This window comes from Streptomyces sp. NPDC017676 (genome assembly GCF_044329325.1).
Lineage (GTDB): Bacteria > Actinomycetota > Actinomycetes > Streptomycetales > Streptomycetaceae > Streptomyces.
This window is the reverse complement of sequence record NZ_JBIRJA010000010.1, coordinates 14873-32375: the sequence shown is the minus strand read 5'-3', so window position 1 is coordinate 32375 and position 17503 is coordinate 14873. Positions and strand designations below refer to the sequence as shown.

Here is a 17503-nt window from a genome sequence, read left to right as displayed (position 1 = left end):
AACGAGAGACGCCCATGACGACCTCTATCGCCAGCCCTGCGGCGGCGCCGACGGCTGCCGTCGCCGGGCCCGCTGCGGTCATCGACACCGGCCGGGTCGCCGCCCTGATCCACCAGCTCTTGGTCGAGCTGGGCGAGGACCCCGCCCGCGAGGGGCTGACCGGCACCCCGGACCGCGTCGCGGCCTGGTGGAAAGCCTTCCTGTCCCCGGACTGCGCCGAAACGGCCACCTGCTTCACCGAGTCCCAGCTGGGTGGTCAGCTGGTCATCGTGGGCGGCATGAGCGTGTGGTCGCTCTGCGAGCACCACATGCTGCCCATGAACTTGCAGGTCACTGCTGGATACGTGCCGGATGGCGAGGTGGTGGGCCTGTCGAAGTTCGGACGGATCGCCCAGCACTTCGCCGGCCGACTGCAGGTCCAGGAACGCTTCACCCGCCAGGTCGCCGAATACCTCAACGGCGTGATCGGACACGAGAACATCGCCGTCGCCGTGGTTGGCGTGCACCTGTGCATGAGCATGCGGGGCGTACGGATGGAGGAGGCTCGCACCACCACGGTGCACTCGGGCGGGCGCTTCGGCACCGACCCCGTCCTTTCCCAGCAGTTCCTCACCCTCACCACCGGCCTGTGGGGGGGCGTCGTGATCACCACCGCGGGCATCGACTTCTCCGTCATCGCTCCGCCTGCCTACCTGAAGAACTTCGTCGCCCAGGAGCCGGCCCGCGTCCACCACGTGGCCGCCCAGCACGTGCTGTCCGACGAGAGCTACCGGGCCTTCTTCGCTCACGAGGCCGAGCGCGGCGCCGAGATCATCATCGACAACGGGCTCTTCGACCTCGGCTACGCCCTGCCGGCGGAAAGCCTCGTCGAAGCCGCGCTGGCGGTGTCCGCGAGGGAGATCATCCTGCCGGACGTCATGCGGGACGGGACCGCGACCCTGAAGGCGAGCGAGAAGGCCGCGCGAGAGATCCGGAAGCTGTCCGGCGACGCATTCCGGCTGTGCGCAGTCCTGCACGCCGCGGACGACGACGAGTGGCTGCGCACCTACGACGCCTTTGTGACCAGCGGCTGGGCCGGGGCCATCGCCCTGCCGGCCTCGCGTCGACCGGATCCCGACGAGCAACTGTGCCGCACCCGCTGGTTGGCGACCGCCTACCTGCAGGATCGCGGCCTGGTCGACGATCTGCTCATCTACCGGCTGCTCGGTCTCGGCCGGACCGGGCACCTGGAGCTGATCGAGCAGCGCGAGCACGAGTGGATCTCCTCCGTGGACGGCGCAGCCCCGGTCATCCTCGGCGCTATGGGCATCGCCCTGCTACCCGAAGGGCCATACGAGAAGCCCTCCACGCCCCGCATCGAGAAGCTCGGCCCGATCCCCGAAGACCGGTTCGACCTCATCCGGAAGAACATCTCCGTCGTGCGCGCGGCGGCCGGCAGCACCGTGACGATCGCCGAGGAGCACCGATGACGCCCTTACTCGCCGACCCGACCCCCGGACTCCTGCGCGCCGCACCGATCGAGCCGGCCGGGCACACCATGACCCACGCGAGGCTGCTGCGCTACCTGGAGATCAAGGTCCACCACCTCATCCAGGACCAGGACTGGGACAGCATCCGCGTCATCGGCGGCTACGACCGCACGGCGGTGATCTCCCGGTACGAGAAGACCGGGAAGCTGTTCAACATCGAACGGCCCACCGCAGAGATCCACGGCCGTGACCTCATCGTCAAGGCGTTCCCCGGAGCCGACTACGTCCAGCACTACGCCCTGATCATCGCCACGTATCTGGCCATGACCGGCCGCCCTGTCGGCACCGTCACCTATCAGCCGCCCGAGCAGGAGGAGTGCCGAACGGCGCTCGACGCGCTCGACCTGGAACTGGACGGCGACCTGGTGATCGTCGGCTGGGGCCTTCAGTACCTTGCTCCCGAGAACGGAGTGTGGACCCGCGGACCCGGCTACGCGTGGCAGCGCACCGAAGTCGCCGGCCGTCGCGTGGTCTACCTCGGGTTCCTCCACAGCATATGGGGAGACGTGGCCGGACGGGTCGTCGCGCGCCTTGCCGAACTCGGCGCAGGCGATGTCGTCTACGTCGGCAAGGTCGGCTCGCTGACCCCCGGCGTCGAACCGAACGCCTGGCTGGCGACCGGCAACACCAGCCTGGTACGCGGGGCGATGGTGAGCTGGGACGACTTCTTCGACGACTACGCCGCCGCCCACGATGGGGTGCGCAGCGGCCTGCACGTGTCCTCCCCGTCGATCCTGCTGGAGAACCGCGACTGGCTGGCGCAGCACACCGCCTCGTACGCCTTCGTCGACCCGGAGATCGGCCCCATGGGGGCGGCGGCGCGCCAGGCGGGGATCAGATTCGGTTACCTCCACGTCATTTCCAACAACCTCGCCACCCACTATCCCGCCGACCTGTCCAATGAGCGTCACAGCGACGTCCTGCGCCAGCGCGCCGTCCTGGTGGGCCGCATCCGCACCATCATCACCGGCCGCCTGACCGCAGCCCGACCCACCCCCTGGGAGAATCCCGATGACGGCGAACGCGCCGACCACCACCGCAGCCGGGAAGCTGATCACCTTCGTCGGTGGTGACGGGGCCGGCAAGTCCACCCTCGCCGCCCGCCTGCACCAGGCCCTCAACGACGCCGGCCACACGGCAGTCCTCATCGGCAAGCACAGCACCGATGTCCGCCGGGACCCGGAGCTGTCCGCCTACCTCGACCGCCTCAACGAGCTGGTCTACCGGCGCGACGCCGGCGTCGCCCAGGCATGCGGCGACCACTACTGGCTGCTTGCCCTGGCCTCCTGGTACACCCTGCAGGACCGGCTCGTCATCCAGCCGGCCCTCGCTGCGGGAACCCACGTGATCCTCGACAACGCGCACCACAAGATCCTCGCCCGGTACGCGGTCAACCCCGAGGTCTCCCCCCGTCTGTGCGAGCAGGTCTTCGCGCATCTGACAAAGCCGGACCTGGTGTTCTTCCTGAACATCGGGGCCCGCGAGGCTCTCGTCCGCAAGGGCTCTTTCACTTCCCTGGAGGCCGGCCACGCCGGCGGCGGTGACGAGGACTTCATCCGCTACCAGGACACCGTCCTGGAGCAGATGCGCGAACAGGCGGAGCGCGGCGCCTGGCTGACGCTGGACGTGGCCCAGTTGGACCGCGACCAGGTCTTCAAGGCCGCCTCCGCTGCCCTGGCCGACCGTCTGCACCTGACCGTCTGACCCAGCCCCGATCCCGATCGACAAGGAACGCACCATGGACCAGGCCCTGCCCGCGAGCGGGACATACGTCTGTCACGGCATCACCTGGGCGAGTGGAGACCCCCGTCTTCTGCTCGCCCCCGTGACCGGCGGACCACTCGTCTACGCCCCGGTCATGGGCAGGCGCCTGGGTTACCAGGTGAGTGGTACCGGCCGGTGGTGCACCGGCCGGTACCGGTTCGCCGACCGCGTCCGCGTCGAGGCGGTCGCCTGCCCTGACCGGGCCCCGGCCGAGGCCGGCGGACAGTGCCCGGCCTGCGCCGGGCGGGACGACTTCCGCTTCGCCCACCGGTTCCACTCCGGCGGGCATGTTCCCGACGCCCTGGCGGCGTACATGGCCCAGCCGCACTGGCTGTACCTGGCGACGTTCGCCGACGGCACCACCAAGATCGGCACCGCGGCCGAACCCCGTAAGCGCTCCCGCCTCGACGAACAGGGTGCCCTGATCGCTACCTACCTCGCCCGGAGTGCTGACGGCCGCGCCGTGCGGTTCCTGGAGGATGCCCTCACCCGCCACCTCGGCCTGACGCAGACCGTGCGAGCCGCGGCCAAGCTGACGGCCCTGGCCGAGCTGCGCGACCTCGCCCCGCTCGGCGCCGCCCACCAGCGGCACCTCGACCGCACCACCGAGGCCCTGAGCGGCCTGAACGTCCCGGCCACACCGGAGCCGTGGACGCCGCCCAGCGAAGGCGACCTGCTGCGGACGCCGGAGACCGGGCGCGCCTTGTACCCGCACGACCCACGCTCCGGTGAGCACGGGCTGACGGTGCTCTCCTGCCTCGGCTCCCAGGTCCTCGCCACCCTCGACGGCGACGGTGAACAACTGCCCTACCTGCTCGACCTCGGCACCCTCAAGGGTCGGCGCATCGTCCTCGGCGCACAGTTCTCCTCACCGCCCGCCGCCGTACAGTCCGCGCTCTTTTGACCCTGCCCGAACGCCCGGCCTGCACTGCCGGGCCGCTCTGAGAAGCGAGGCCACAGCAACATGGCACCCCAGGACGCCATCCTCGGCTGGGACGAGGACAGCAACGCCGAGGCGTACGACGCCTTCACCCGCGCCCACCCCATGTACGACGCGACCAGCCGCGACCTTGCCCGCCGAGGCCATCTGGCCAACGCCAGCCTGGTGGTCGACCTGTGCGGCGGCGCCGGCGCGACCGCCCGCGCGATCCTCGACCTGATCCCGGCCCGCGCTCGGGTCGTCTCTGTCGACAACGCCGCCGCGATGCAGCGTGTCGGTCGCCGCACCCTGACCGACGCCCGCCTGACCTGGATCACTGCCCCGGCCGAACGGCTCGCCGACCACCTGCACGCCAGCAGCGCCGACGCCGTGGTGTGCAACTCCGCGATCTGGAAGACCGACACCGCCGCAGTGTTCGCGGCCGTCGCCCACATCCTGCGCCCAGGCGGGCGCTTCGTCTTCAACATCGGCGGTGGCTTCGCCGGCGTCCGGCACCCCGACGAACTGTCAACCCGCACCGGGCCTTCCCTGAACGCCCTCATCCGCCAAGTCGCCGCTGAGGCCCACGGATACACCCCACCGCCGCGCGACGCGGACAGGCCGCCGAAGCTGCCGCTGAAAACAGTCACCGAGCAGCTGACTTCAGCCGGACTGACGGTCGTCGGCACAGAGGTCACCGCCCAGCACAGCACCATGGCCGAGAAGAAGGCGTGGCTGTCCATCCCCGTCTTCGCGCGGCCCGAGGGCGACTTCACCCACGCCCAGCGGATGCAGATCCTCGACACCGCCTACGCCATGACCACCCCCGATGCCCCGGCCGTGACGAGCTGGCTCGTCGTCGTCGCCCAACGGCCAGAGGCCGCCGCATGACTCCGGCCGCCCCGGCTCCCGGCGGCGGGGCCCGCCTATGTGACCACGCAAGCGTCGGGGTACTGATCTCCTCCCCGAGCGGCCTGCTGGTGTTCGAGAGGGCGATTCCTCCGGCCGGAATCGCCCCGGTAGCCGGCCACGTCGACGAGCATGGCGGCCCCGAGCAGGCCGCGCGCGACGAAGTCACCGAAGAGGTCGGTCTTACCGTCACCCACCTGCACCTGCTGCTGGACCAGTGGCGGCCCAACCACTGCCACCGCGCGCTCAGCGGTCCGGTCGGCCACCACTGGTGGATCTTTCAGGCCGAGGTTTCCGGGTCGCTGTGCCCATCGCCCCGGGAGGTCCGCGCCCCTCGGTGGATCCACCCGGCCCAGCTGCAGCAGCACGCGCTGCGGACCGCCGCGCACGCCAACGGATGCCTGGACCGTGAGGAGTTCGAGCGCGAACCCGGCCTGGAGCCGGTGTGGTGCCGCTTCCTGCACGACCTTGAGCTCGTCACCATGCCCTTGGCCGACCTGGACCGGATCGAGGCCCTCCTGTGAACGGCGGCCAGGGGCCTACCTCAGCGGGAGCCGACCGCCCAGCCGGCTGCCAGACGGCGAGCGTGCGCATAGATCCGCTCGCGGTCCTCGGGGAAGACACTGTCCCACCCTGTGTCCAGACGGAACCATGCCGCCGGCTGGTTCTGCTCCCCGGCGAGCGGCACGTCGCGTCCCACGATCGCGGCGTAGGACAGGCCCAGCGTCGGAGACCAGTCGGCCCGGTAGGAACGCACCGCCACGGCCGCGGGCTCGGGCAGCAGCTCGCAGCGCAGGCCGGTCTCCTCCAGCAGCTCTCGTGCCGCCGCCGCACGCGGCGCCTCGCCCGGCTCCACCTTGCCGCCCGGCGGCACCCATCCGCGCACGCGGTGCTTGACCAGCAGGACGTGCTCGAAAGCAGGGTCGGTGACCCACACCTCGGCCGCCAGCGGCTCCATGGGATGTCGGCGGGCTTCCTCCAGCCAGGCCCGTGCACCGTCGAACTCCCATGCGGCGAGGCGGGCATCCGCAACAGCCTCGTCCAAGATCACCTGACCGACTTCACCATGACTCACCCGCCCCACCCTAGGCCGACGAACCGGCCGGACGTCGCAGCGACGAGCAGGCAGCCATCCGGGGATGTCCGGCCGGCCCGGTGGCCCCTTCGGGCTGCAGGGCGATCACCCGTGGCACCCGCTTCACACGAAGGAGACCAGCGTGCCCGATGAGCAGCCCTCGGACCGGGGAGCCTGGGTCGTCCTCGGCGGCGTCCACCTCCTCAACCGCACCGCGCCACGGCGACCAGACGAGCCGATCGTGCTCGTACGTGTGTCACCGCAGGAGGTATGCCGGCCGGCCACCACCGTGATCGTCCGCTGGAACGCGCTGGGGCCCTGCCCGGTCGAAGCGCTGTACCCGGGCGGCACCCGGCTCGGGGCGGCCAGGATCGACGGCGGCGAACTGTTCCCCGACGCCATCGCCGGCCCCGCCCTGCGCGGCCTGGTCGGTACCGAGGCCGCCCCCGGCCTGGTGCCGCTGTGCTACCTGGCCGAACACCCCGGCGGCGGCTACCACGCGTACGCGCAGATCCGCTTCCACCCCGAGGACGCCTGCTTCGTCCGCACCACCCGGGACCCAGTAGGCCACGGCCCGGTCGAGGAACTGCGCTGGTTCGACCCCGTGCTGACGGCGCACGCAGAGTCGAGCACGGCGCTCAACAATCATCTGCGGTACTTCCGCAAGCACTTCTCCGGCACTGAGCTGGAGTTCAAGTACACCCTCGACCCGGCACCGGACATCTGGTCCGCGTCCATGGAACTGCTCAAGGCACTGCGCGACGGCAAGCTGGAAGGCTGCCGTCCGGAGTACCGGGAAGAGTTCCAGATCCACCACACCGAGAACCATCTGTTCGACGTCACCGGTCCCGAGCCCGAGATCGGCTACGCCTCCTTCATCCCCACCGTCACCGCCGGGCACGTGCTCAAGCGAAAGTGGTTCACTGAGGACGCCTTCGCCCGCCGCGAGGAACTCACCCCTGGCCTCGACATCACCCCTGACCGCTTCGAGACGTTCCTGCGCGAAGACTTGAACCTCCAGGTCCGGGCCATGCCGCCCTTCCAGCGCGTCCGCTACGACATCCAGTGCGAGTCGCTGCGCACCGGACACGTCTACGGCATCTTCCTCGACCGCTGCGCCCTCCTGGCGGCCCCCGACGTGGTGCTCTCCCAGTGCGAGCTGGAGTACCTCCGCTCACGCAGCATCCTCGACCACGACCAGGACGAGATCCTCATCGAGATGAAGCGGATCGACAGCTGGCTCTGCGAGTACCTCGCCAGTCACGGTTGGGCCGCCGAGCACACCTTCTACTCCAAGCGCAGCTTCCTTCGCGACGCCGTCGCCCTCCGCCCGGACCTCGCCACGCGATGACTGACCAAGCGCCCCCGGCAATCCCCCGCAGGAGGTACCGCAACCCACATGAGTGATCGAACACTGCATCACAGCCCGCCCCACCCGACCGCACAAGGAGAGAGCCCGGTATTCGAAATCATGTTCTAGATTTCGCCCCCCTCCACCCGTTACGGCTACAGCAGGACCGCCGTTACCCGATCACCTGTCCGCATCTCGCCCCGAGGAGTCCCCATGCATCCCGTACGCCGTCCTGGACTCATTCATCCTGCGTTCGAAAATGCCGCTACCTCCTCGGGCGCCAGCCTTCGCCTCACCTCCAGTCGCGCAGCTCTGCTCGCCGACGGGTCACGACCGGATACGAGGTACCTGGCATGACACAACCCACACCTCTCCCGTCCTCCGTCCTCACCTATAGCTTTCGGCACGGCGGTGCCCTCGTGACCAATGGTCGGCACACCGTAGAACGCCTGGTACAGGAGGGCCGCCCGTGAGCGACTCGCCTCACCAGCTGATCGCCGACGTGGCACAGGTCCTGCTCCGTACGAACGGCGCCGCCCTGTGCGTACGCCGCGCGCTGGACGCCGCCCTCGCACCGGGACAGCTCACTGTCGTGGGCGGTCACCTGGAAGTCGGTGAACCACTCGACCATGCTGCGCGACGCGAGGCCATGGAGGAGGTGGGGGTCCTTATCACTGCTGAGCAGCAGGAGTTCTGCGGGCTAATCCACCACCACGACTCCGACGGTGGCCTGGACCGGATCACCGCCGTGTTCGTGGCGCAGTCCTGGACGGGTGAGCCGTACAACGCCGAGCCACACAAGCACGAGGGGCTCTTTTGGGTGCCGATGGAACGACCGTCGCCGGACTGTCACCCCTACACCGCCACCATCTTCCACATGCTCACCCACGGCCCGTCCTACCGAGCCATCAACTGGCCTACGGGAGGCGCCCGGTGAAGAGATTCTTCGGCCCAGTCACGATGGCCGATCCGCAGGTCTCCGACGCCGAACACGAGCTGTTCGGCGGCCCCCTGCGCTACGACATGGGCTGGTCCCAGCACGAGCACGCGACCTTGGACCTGACCATGATGTCCGCGCTGCGCTCCATGCCCGCACTCGTCGGCGCAACGCTGCGCATGGCGTGGCAGGCCGACCGGCGTGCTCTGCTCTCGGTCGGGGTCAGCGAGATCGGCCAAGGCATCGCCGCAGCCGCCGGCCTGCTCGCCGTCAACGCCGTCATGCACGCTCTGCTCGCCGGCAGCGGCAGCGCTGCCGAGCGGCTGCACGCCCTGTTACCCGGCCTGTTGGCCGCCGCCGCTATCGGCGTCATCAACTCCGCCCTGTCCGCCTGGTCCACCTCCCGCGCAGGGCGGCTGGAGCCGAAGGTCGAGCGGATCGCTACCACGCAGTACCTGGCCGCCGCAGCCAGCGTCGAACTGGAAGCCATCGACGATCCCGACTTCCGGCGGCTCGTGGACATCGCCCAGCATGGCCCGGGTTCGGCCCGCCGCATGATCAGCGCCTGCGTCGCCGCGCTGAACGGCCTCATCTCGCTGATCACCACCGCCGGCGTCCTCGCCGTACTCCACCCCGTACTGCTGCCCATGCTGATCCTCATCGCCGCCCCGCGCGGCTGGGGCGCCATGCGCGTGGCCCAGGAACGATACGTGTCGGTGATGAGCTGGATCGAGCACGTGCGGGCCAGCCGCCTGATCGGCAACCTACTCACCGAACGCACCGCCGCCCAGGAAGTGCGCCTCCACGCCGTAGGCGACTTCCTCCTGAGCCGCTACGAGCAGATGGCCGAGAGCGCCGAGGCCGAACAGGAACGCCTCGCCTCCAACAAGGCCCTGACCGAGTGGGTCGCCTCCGCGCTGTCCGGTCTGGCGATGGCGGCGACCTACGGGGCCATGTTCTGGCTGATCATGGCCGGGCACATGAGCCTCGCCGTCGCCGGGACCGCCGTCATCGCGGTACGCACCGGCTCGGCGAGCCTGGGCGCGCTGGTCATGAACATCAACCAGCTCCACGAGGAGAGCCTCTACGTCCGCGACCACGGCCGCTTCCTCACCCAGGCCGCCCAGCGGACGCTGCCCGCCGGCGGTGCGCCCGTACCGGAACGCGTCAGGGAAATCGTTCTGGACCAGGTCACCTACCGCTACCCCGACCGGGACACCGCCGCCCTGGACAGCGTGTCACTGACCCTGCCTATGGGATCGGTCACCGCCGTGGTGGGTGAGAACGGCTCCGGCAAGAGCACCCTGATGAAGATCCTCTCGGGCATGCTGCTTCCCGAGGCCGGCACCCTGCGCTGGGGCGACGCGGACCTCACCGGTCTCGACCGCTCCCAGGTCTTCGAGCGTGTATCCCTGCTCACCCAGGACTTCCAGCGCTGGCCCGTGACCGCCGCGATGAACATCCGCCTCGGCCGCCCCGACCACCCCGCTACAGACCAGGACCTCAAGCCCTCGGTCGACTACGCCGTTGCCAGCCCCGTCATCGCCAAACTCCCCGACGGCCTGCGCAGTCTGCTGGCCCGCATGTTCCGCGGCGCCATCGAACTGTCCGGCGGCGAATGGCAGAAAGTCGGCCTGGCCCGCACGCACTGGCGCAGTTCAACATCACAGGCAGACGGCGTCCTCATCGTCGACGAACCGACCTCCGCCCTCGACCCCGAAGCCGAAATCGAAGCCTTCGACCGCATCCGCCGCCTCGCCGCACCGAACCGAGCCGTCGTACTGGTCACGCACCGCATGTCCGGCGTCCGCCACGCCGACCACATCTACGTCCTCAACAACGGACACCTCGCCGAGCACGGCACCCACGACGAACTCATCGCCGCCCGCGGTCGGTACGCCGCCATGTTCGACGCCCAGGCCGCCCAGTACGCCCCGACCGCGACCATCCCGAACCCTGCAACGCCCACCGTCTCGGACCAGGTATGACCCGCACGACCGAAAGGCCCGACGTGACAACACGCCCCACCACGGACCTCGACGAAGCCACCGCTCTGCGCCACCAACTGGCCGACGAACTCGCCGCCGCCGGACACATCCGCACCCCCGCGGTCGACCGCGCCCTGCGCACCGTGCCCCGGCACGCCTTCGCCCCCGAAACGCCCCTCCATGCTGCGTACGCCAACGAGATCATCGCCACCCGCCACAGCGACGACGGCACCGTCATCAGCTCCATCTCCGCACCCTGGCTGCAGGCCGACATGCTCGAAGCCGCCCGCATCCAGCCCGGCCACCACGCTTTGGAGATCGGCTCCGGCGGCTACAACGCTGCTCTCATCGCCGAACTCGCCGGCCCGACCGGCCACGTCACCACCCTCGACATCGACCCAGCCGTCACCGACCGGGCCAACCGCTTCCTGACCCAGACCGGATACGGCCGCATCCGTCTAGGATCCGCGATTCAGTGAGCATTTCCGTGTGACCATGAGCAGGATCCGAGCAGATTCGGGTGATCGTGAGCACTGGTTACGTTCAGTAGCGGTCAGTTGTCGGCCTTCTGCGATTTTTCGACTCGGACTGGACGACTCCCTTCGTACGGTCCGGGGTATGGCGGTACGGAGTTCGGGCAAGGGGCGGAGTCGGGATCGGGTTCCCACGGTGTCGGTCCGGTACGTGGACGGATCGACGTGCGATATCCCGTTCGCGCGCCTTCGGGCGGCGGACTTCGCCGAATCGCAACCGTGGCGTCGGGTGCGGTCCGTCCATGGCATGCTGCACCACTCCGGGGATTACGCGTCGGCGACGACCGGCGGGCAGGTTGTGTACGAGAGCCGGTTGGAGCTGGCCCGGCTGCTGCTGGCGGACTTTGACCCAAGCGTGGTGGGCATCTTTGCGCAGCCGTGCCGTGTGGTGGCCCATGTGGACGGTCGTGTGCGCAGTCATGTGCCGGACTTCTTGCTGATCATGCGGCCGGGGACGGTGCGCGTGGTCAACGTCAAGCCGGCGGAGCGCGCGCAGGATCCGAAGATCGTCGAGGCCCTGGCCTGGCCGGGGCGGCTGGTCGAGCGGCACGGCTGGGAATACGAGGTCTGGACTGGCGCGGACCGGGTGCTCCTGGAGAACGTGCGGTTCCTGACGGGCTACCGGCATCCCGGCATCGTGCCCGCCGAGGAGATCGAGCGGGCCTGGCGCGAGGTCGTTGACGGCGAGGAGCTGGCCGTTGCGGAGCGGCGTCTGGCGGGCGGCGGCCCGAGGGAGGCGGCGCGGCCGCCGCTGATGGCCCTGTTGTGGTCTGGACGGCTGACCACGGACCTGACCAGGCCGCTGTCTGGCGAGTCCATCCTGCGGAGGTGCGGATGATCGAGTGGACGACGTCGCTGCGGCCGGGGCTGCCGATCGCCTACGACGGCGAGCAGTTCACGGTGGCGGAGATTGAAGGCCGTCGGATCCTGTTGCGGCAGACCGGGGTGGTCGGGGCACCGAAGCTGCGGCAGGTGGATATCTCGGCGCTGCTGGCGCATCCCAGTACGGAGATCCTCGTGCCGGCCCCGGCCGAGGAAGCAGCGCCGGCGGCGGCCCTCTTGGGTGGCCTGACCGACGACGAGGACGACGAGCTGACGCAGAAGGTCCGGCACATACAGGAGGTGCTGACCGGATACCGCCTTGGCGATGCAGTCCTCGCCCTGGACGGGGAACCACGGGAGGACTACGCGCCGGGAACTCCGATGCTGCATCGCTATGCCGCCAAGGCCACGGAGCTCGGGGTCGGGGAGAGCACGATCCGTCGCTGGATTACGGCGTTTCGCACGGCTGGTCCGGCCGGGCTGGTGCACGACCGCCCGGCACGCAGTGTCGTGGAGCGGGCCGACCCACGCTGGGTGGAGATGGCCCGGGCGGTGCTGGACAGACATGTCAAGGCGAGTCGGCCGGTACGGAACCTGATCCTGGCCGAGATCTAGGAGCGCCTGGCGAAGGAGTACGGGAAGGGTACGGTCCCGCTGCCGGGCCGCACCACCGGCTACGAACTGCTGAAGCAGCTGTCCAAGGGAACGAACGCGTTCGAGGGCAGCACGAAGGGCAAGCGGTCGATCGCCAACGCACCGCAGGGCACGTACGGGCGGCTTCGGGCGACTCGTCCGGGCGAGTACGTGGTGCTGGACACCACCCCGCTGGATGTGTTCGCGATGGAGCCGGTCACGTGCCGCTGGGTGCGCTGTGAACTCACCGTCGCCATGGATCTGTACAGCCGCTGCATCGTCGGCCTGCGGCTGACCCCGGTTTCCACGAAGTCGGTGGATGTGGCCGGGGTGCTGTTCGAGACGGTGCGGCCGCGCGAGGGGTCCGAGGCCGGTCCGTTGCCGTGCTGCGGGGTGCCGTCCACGGTGGTGCTGGACGCGGAGAAGCTCGTCGACCGGGACGGGCAGCCGCTGTTGCCGTCGGTGGCTGCCGAGACCATCGTCTTCGACCACGGCAAGATCTACGTCTCGAACCACATGCAGAGCGTGTGCGCCAAGCTGCGGATCTCGCTGCAGCCAGCGCGCCCGATGACCCCGACCGACAAGCCGGTGGAGCGCTGGTTCCGCACAATCAGCCAGGGTGTGCTGGCCGCGCTGCCGGGCTACAAGGGATCCGACGTCTACAGCCGTGGCGAGAGCGTCGAGGACGAGGCGTACTTCTTCCTCGACGAGCTTGAGACGATCATCCGCGAGTGGATCACTCTGGTGTATCACCGGCGCCACCACCGAGGGCTGTGCGTCCCGGAGGTGCCCGGGCTGAAGCTGAGCCCGCTGGAGATGTTCGAGCATGGCGTCACCCGCGCCGGGCCGCTGCGGATCCCCGCCCGTCCTCACCTGGCGCTTGAGTTCCTCGAAGAGGTCCGCACCACCATCCAGCACTATGGCGTGGAGGTCGAGGGCCTGCGCTACAACGGCGACGCGCTCAACGGCTACCGCAACCAGCCCAGCCCGTATCGCGGGGTCGACGCTGGCAAGTGGCCAATCGCCGTCGACCCCGGCGACATCACCAAGGTGTACTTCCAGGATCCGAGGACCCGAAAGTGGCATGCGCTCGGCTGGGAGCACGCCCCGGCCGTGAACGGACCGGTCAGCCGCGAGGCGTTGGTCTACGCACGCAAGCTCGCCAAGCGCACCCATCGGTTCCCGGACACCCAGCGGGCGCTGATCGAACTGCTGGACCGCTGGGGGGCAGGGCTGACGCGTGATGGCACCGAGCGCCGTATGGCGCTACGGCTCTCCCAGCAGAGGCTGCGCCTGGTCGGCGAAGACGACGTGCCCGCCGATGACGGGGAGGTGGCCGCCCTGCTCCCGTCCCTGCGACGGCTCGCGGAAGCCGGCGGGCCGGAAGCCCCAGGCCGGCAGGAGGCGGCGGGCCCGGCCTTGCACGTTGTCGACGAAGCCGTGCCTCCGGGTGGGGATGACGATGAGAGAGACGAGATCGACGCTGCTTTCCCCGGGGAGGAGATCGAGGTCGTGCCGGACGAGGAGGACTACTACGCCGACGTGTGGGAGACGCGTTGACCGCGCCGGAGGAGGACACGGACAGCGAGCCGTTCGAGGGCGATGACCGGCAGTACAGCCCGACCCGGCTGTCCGGCTGGCTGGTGGAGGTCTTCGCCCCGGACCGCGTCCAGCCCGATCAGCTGACCCGGGCCCAGCTCGCCGAGCTGTCGTCGCAGGCGCTGCTGGAGCACAACGATCGGCGCGAGGTGTGGCATGCCAACATCGGTCCGATCGACACGCCGCAGCTGCTGGCGCTGCACGCCGACCTTGCCGAAATTGTGGAGGCCAACCGTCAGGACGGCGACAAGACCAAGCCCGCCGCCCTCGTGGACGCTTACCCCGGGCTCGGCAAGAGCACGGCGGTGCGTGCCTACGGCCGCGCCCTGTACCGCAAGCAGGTCGCGCTGCGGGGCGAGACCACAGCGGCCGGGGACCGCCGCGTCCCGGTCATCTACATCGCCCTGACCGGGAACACCTCCGTCCGCGGCCTGAACGCCTCCATCTGCCGCTTCTACGGGCTGCCGACGTCCGGGAACGCGGACATGCTCGCCGAACGGGCCGTGGACGCGGTACTCAGTATGAACACGATCGCGATCATCATCGACGACGTGCACTTCATGTCCGGCTCGAACAGCAACGCGGTCCGGATGGCCAACCAGCTGAAATACCTGGCCAACGTCTTCCCCGTCACCCTCATCTACATCGGGGTCGGCGTACAGCAGCGTGGCCTGCTGCGCGAGGGCCTTTCGCCGCAGCAGGCGCTGCTGGCGCAGTTCGGACGCCGTACCACCCCGCTGACGCTGCTGCCGTTCCAGGTCGAGGACAACATGGGCCGTCACCAGTGGCGCACGCTGCTCAAGACGATCGAAAAGCAGCTGGTGCTGGCGGACAAGTACCCCGGCATGCTCGCGAGGGACCTGGCCGACTATCTCTACTCCCGCTCCACGGGCCACTTCGCCTCACTGATGACGTTGATCAACCGCGGCTGCCTGCGCGCGATCCGCTCCGGGCACGAGCGCCTGGACAAGAACCTGATGGACCAGGTCAAGAACGACGCCGCCGCCGAAGACGCCCGGCAAGAACTCCAGGCGGCGATCGAGGCCGGACTGTTGACCACCCGCCCGGACGACGGCGAGCAGCCCCGGAAGTCGGCATGAGCACCTGGACCCCGGACAGGATCCCGATCGCCCTCACGCCGCTGCCCGGCGAGGCCCTGGACAGCTGGATCAGCAGTTACGCGCGCCGACTGCGCACGACCAACCAGGGCTTCCTGCACCATGTCGGGTTGTCCGCCGCCCGCGTCGACCACATGCTGCTGCGGCTGACCGAGCCAGAGACCCAGGCGCTGCACAAGGCCACCGGCGTTCCCGCCGAGGCGTTGCGCGCCATGACGCTCGCCTCCTACGACACCTTCGCCGTCAACATCGCGCCGGGCCGCCGCCAGCTCGAGCGTCCGCCGGCCTGGGCGTTCCGCAGCAGCCGCACCCGCTACTGTCCCGCCTGCCTGCGCGAGAACGGCGGCCGCGGTCTGTTGCTGTGGCGACTGCCGTGGGCCTTCGCCTGCACCGAACACCAGCTCCTCCTGGCCGACCTCTGCCCCACCTGCGGCCGCCCGCCCCACCCTTGGAAGATCTACTTCAAGGGGCCTCGCGACATCGGCGTCTGCACACGAGATCGACTCGGCCAACCCGCCGAGGGCCGCCGACGCCTCTGTGCCACCGACCTGCTCCACGCCCCGGCGATCTCCCTTCCCCCGGACGGCCTGGTGCTCCGCGCACAGCAACGCGTGGCCGGCCTGCTGGCGGTCGCGCCGACCGAGAGGCCACAAGCCCTGGTCGAACTCAAACAGCTCTACGCCCTGGCCTGGCGGGTGCTGCGCGGCCTGCGGACCAACCGGGACCACGCGCCCGACCTCGTCCACGCCGTCCTCGACGAATGCGGCGGCACGCTCCCATACCCCTTCCCAGACGGCAACGGACAGCCGGCCTACCGCCTGTCCAGCAACAGCCGCGGCCGCCGCCGTGAGGATGCTGCCAGCCTTCTGACCCACCACGTCGCCGCGGGTACGGCCCTGGCACAGGTGGCGCTACGCGGCGGACACCATGAGCATCAGCGGCTCTTCGAATGGATTGTGCAATCGGACCACCCGTCCACCGCACGCGACCTCAACCTCGGGCAACTGGTACTCCGGTGGCGCGGGAGCGGCCCGGACCTATTCGCCCGCGTGATGTCCCACTACGATCCGCACACGCTCTTGCACAACCGACTCCGCTACGGCAGCGCCTCTCCCACCCCCCAATGGCCCGACCGCAGCAGCGAGGACATCCACCGGCGCGCCACCATGATCCCCGCGATGCTCTGGCCCGGATGGACCCTGCGCCTGCTCCCTATGGACCGTCTCCGGTCGCACCGCCGCGTCGACGCATTCCGCAATGGCTGCTCCGGCCTCCTCCTCGTCCCGGGCGGGCCGGCCGACGTCCCGTACGTACGTGCCGCTCCGCTGCTGGGGAACGTCCGCGCCGTCCGCGACCGCGAAAGCGTCGAGCAGCGCGTGTACCGCGACAGGGACCTCACCCCGCTTGCCTCCACGCTCGCGCAACTCGCCCGCGCGCTCGACGAACACGGCTCACCCATTGACTACGCCCGCCGACGCGCCACGTTCACCGAGGCCACTGTTGAGCTGGACCCAGGCGCCTACCAGCGACTGGTCCTCCAGCACGGCTGGCTTGCCGGCGGCAAGCACCGCCAGCAACTCCTGCGCTGGTACCTGCTGCTGTTGCTGACCGGGCACAGTCCACCCGCGCCAGAGGGAGCGGCTACCCGCTTTGCCTGGAGCTGCACTGAGTTCCGCTTCCGCGCTCCTCTGCCGCTGCGCGCCTTCCTGCATGAGCAGGCACGCGAGAACTTGGCGGCCCACGGCATCGACGAGCCGGTGACCTGGGAGCCTCCCGCCCACTGGGTCCGCGACGTCGACTGGCCAGGCATCGCACCCGAGCGGGTCGACGTCGCAGGGCTCCGTGCCGCCCTCGGCGGCAGCGACAAGATCGCCCCGGTCCCGGTCACCGAGGCCACCAGGATGACCGCAGAGCACCTCCGCCTCTACTTCGAGATCGACGACACCGTCACCGGCCCGCCGGACCAGCTCCTGGGCAAGGTCCGCGCACCAGACCCCGCTACCCGCGCCGCGATCCTCGCGCCCCGCCGCCTGCGCGAGCTGTACGTCACCGAACGTAAAACCACAGTGGAGATCGCCGGCATGGCCAAGTGCGCAGCCACCACGGTGCGCGCCCTCCTGGCCCTCGACGGCATCCCGCTCCGTACCCTGCGCCCGGAAACTGAACCGCCCGACTTCTATGTACCTGGCTGCACCGAGAGCACGTCGAAAAGTGGCGCCCTTTAAGGAAACTGGCACACGAATGCGGCATGAGCACCTGGGGCCTGTCGCAGAAAGCTCGCCGGTGCGGCATCACCATCCATCCTCCGGGCGGCTACAACGGCCTC

16 protein-coding genes are annotated in these 17503 nt (G+C 69.6%); 15 read left to right on the top strand and 1 reads right to left on the bottom strand.

The genetic code is table 11. The features are described 5' to 3' along the window. Positions 1-14 precede the first annotated feature (14 nt). Genes folE through ACH4LD_RS22455 form a run of 6 tightly spaced genes read left to right on the top strand, consistent with a single transcriptional unit; the run spans position 15 to position 5645 of the window. Entirely contained in the window at positions 15-1469 is a 1455-nt protein-coding gene (gene folE, locus ACH4LD_RS22480; protein WP_398058772.1) for a GTP cyclohydrolase I, read from the top strand. Further along, on the top strand, positions 1466-2602 hold the full coding sequence (locus ACH4LD_RS22475) for a hypothetical protein (protein WP_398058773.1): 1137 nt from the start codon (positions 1466-1468) through the stop codon (positions 2600-2602). Before folE ends, ACH4LD_RS22475 begins: the two co-directional genes overlap by 4 nt. After that, positions 2541-3233, top strand: coding sequence for a dTMP kinase (locus tag ACH4LD_RS22470; RefSeq protein ID WP_398058774.1), 693 nt, complete (start codon positions 2541-2543; stop codon positions 3231-3233). The genes ACH4LD_RS22475 and ACH4LD_RS22470 overlap by 62 nt, the downstream gene beginning before the upstream one ends. A 34-nt stretch (positions 3234-3267) precedes the next feature. Next, a complete protein-coding gene (locus tag ACH4LD_RS22465; RefSeq protein ID WP_392366306.1) occupies positions 3268-4197 on the top strand; it encodes a DUF2797 domain-containing protein in 930 nt (309 codons plus the stop codon). A 60-nt stretch (positions 4198-4257) separates the two neighbouring features. After that, complete coding sequence (locus tag ACH4LD_RS22460; RefSeq protein WP_365154691.1) at positions 4258-5103, top strand: class I SAM-dependent methyltransferase; 846 nt, start codon at positions 4258-4260, stop codon at positions 5101-5103. Next, positions 5100-5645, top strand: a complete 546-nt coding sequence (locus ACH4LD_RS22455) for an NUDIX domain-containing protein (RefSeq protein ID WP_398058775.1) — start codon at positions 5100-5102, stop codon at positions 5643-5645. Before ACH4LD_RS22460 ends, ACH4LD_RS22455 begins: the two co-directional genes overlap by 4 nt. A gap of 20 nt (positions 5646-5665) precedes the next feature. Here the strand turns inward: ACH4LD_RS22455 and ACH4LD_RS22450 are convergent, their stop codons facing one another. Next, positions 5666-6166: an NUDIX domain-containing protein gene (locus ACH4LD_RS22450; RefSeq protein ID WP_398106182.1), complete on the bottom strand. Its 501-nt coding sequence runs from the start codon at positions 6164-6166 to the stop codon at positions 5666-5668. A 172-nt stretch (positions 6167-6338) separates the two neighbouring features. Between ACH4LD_RS22450 and ACH4LD_RS22445 the strand changes: the two genes are divergently transcribed. The 9 genes from ACH4LD_RS22445 (at position 6339) to ACH4LD_RS22405 (ending at position 17402) form a co-directional block, all read left to right on the top strand. Beyond that, the gene (locus ACH4LD_RS22445; protein ID WP_392366303.1) at positions 6339-7547 is read left to right on the top strand and encodes a hypothetical protein; all 1209 of its coding nucleotides are present in this window, start codon (positions 6339-6341) and stop codon (positions 7545-7547) included. Positions 7548-8016: 469 nt separating this feature from the next. After that, positions 8017-8484, top strand: a complete 468-nt coding sequence (locus ACH4LD_RS22440) for an NUDIX domain-containing protein (RefSeq protein ID WP_398058778.1) — start codon at positions 8017-8019, stop codon at positions 8482-8484. Continuing rightward, positions 8481-10472 carry an ABC transporter ATP-binding protein gene (locus ACH4LD_RS22435; protein WP_398058779.1) on the top strand — a complete coding sequence of 664 codons (1992 nt, stop codon included), beginning with the start codon at positions 8481-8483 and terminating at the stop codon, positions 10470-10472. Before ACH4LD_RS22440 ends, ACH4LD_RS22435 begins: the two co-directional genes overlap by 4 nt. 23 nt (positions 10473-10495) lie before the next feature. Continuing rightward, a complete protein-coding gene (locus ACH4LD_RS22430; RefSeq protein WP_398058780.1) occupies positions 10496-10951 on the top strand; it encodes a hypothetical protein in 456 nt (151 codons plus the stop codon). Positions 10952-11156: 205 nt separating this feature from the next. Beyond that, on the top strand, positions 11157-11843 hold the full coding sequence (locus tag ACH4LD_RS22425) for a TnsA-like heteromeric transposase endonuclease subunit (RefSeq protein WP_398058781.1): 687 nt from the start codon (positions 11157-11159) through the stop codon (positions 11841-11843). Beyond that, positions 11840-12442, top strand: coding sequence for a helix-turn-helix domain-containing protein (locus tag ACH4LD_RS22420; RefSeq protein WP_398058799.1), 603 nt, complete (start codon positions 11840-11842; stop codon positions 12440-12442). Before ACH4LD_RS22425 ends, ACH4LD_RS22420 begins: the two co-directional genes overlap by 4 nt. Positions 12443-12631: 189 nt before the next feature. Beyond that, positions 12632-14020 (top strand): Mu transposase C-terminal domain-containing protein, encoded by a 1389-nt coding sequence (locus tag ACH4LD_RS22415; protein WP_398058782.1) that lies wholly within the window; start codon positions 12632-12634, stop codon positions 14018-14020. After that, entirely contained in the window at positions 14017-15159 is a 1143-nt protein-coding gene (locus ACH4LD_RS22410) for an ATP-binding protein (RefSeq protein WP_398058783.1), read from the top strand. Before ACH4LD_RS22415 ends, ACH4LD_RS22410 begins: the two co-directional genes overlap by 4 nt. Continuing rightward, entirely contained in the window at positions 15156-17402 is a 2247-nt protein-coding gene (locus ACH4LD_RS22405) for a TniQ family protein (RefSeq protein WP_398058784.1), read from the top strand. The genes ACH4LD_RS22410 and ACH4LD_RS22405 overlap by 4 nt, the downstream gene beginning before the upstream one ends. Positions 17403-17503 lie beyond the last annotated feature (101 nt).